The organism is Rhizobium sp. M1 (genome assembly GCF_002531805.1).
Classification (GTDB): Bacteria; Pseudomonadota; Alphaproteobacteria; order Rhizobiales; family Rhizobiaceae; genus Rhizobium; species Rhizobium etli_C.
In genome coordinates this window covers 1-274 of sequence record NZ_NWSW01000005.1, presented here as the reverse complement: position 1 = coordinate 274, position 274 = coordinate 1, and the positions used below count along the sequence as shown (strand labels likewise).

The 274-nt window shown below is 63.5% G+C and carries 1 protein-coding gene and 1 pseudogene; both read right to left on the bottom strand.

Annotated elements, in window-relative coordinates; all coding sequences use genetic code 11:
* The coding region (locus CO655_RS33310) for an NAD(P)-dependent oxidoreductase (RefSeq protein WP_141514290.1) at positions 1-75 on the bottom strand (75 nt) is incomplete at its 3' end.
* A 67-nt stretch (positions 76-142) separates the two neighbouring features.
* Positions 143-274: pseudogene (locus CO655_RS06155) on the bottom strand (transcriptional regulator); the annotation flags it as partial.

Below are 274 nucleotides of genomic sequence, written 5' to 3'. Positions count from 1 at the left end.
TCGGCCTTGCGCCTTCAGGACGCGCATCAGCGCCTCGCCGAGGTGGCCGGCGCTTCCCGTCACCAGTATCGTCATTGCATTTTCTCCAGACCGTTTCCGCGGCGGAGGCTATTAAGACCGGCATTTTCGGACAACGCATAAATTATGCATGGGGGTGCAGGAAAGCTGCAGGCTCGGTGACGGTGGTGACGAGGCGGCCGGCGCTGCCGTCGGAAAGCATGATCCGTTCCCAGGTGACGCGGCCGGCGGCAATCGGCAGGCGCGCATTGCCGTT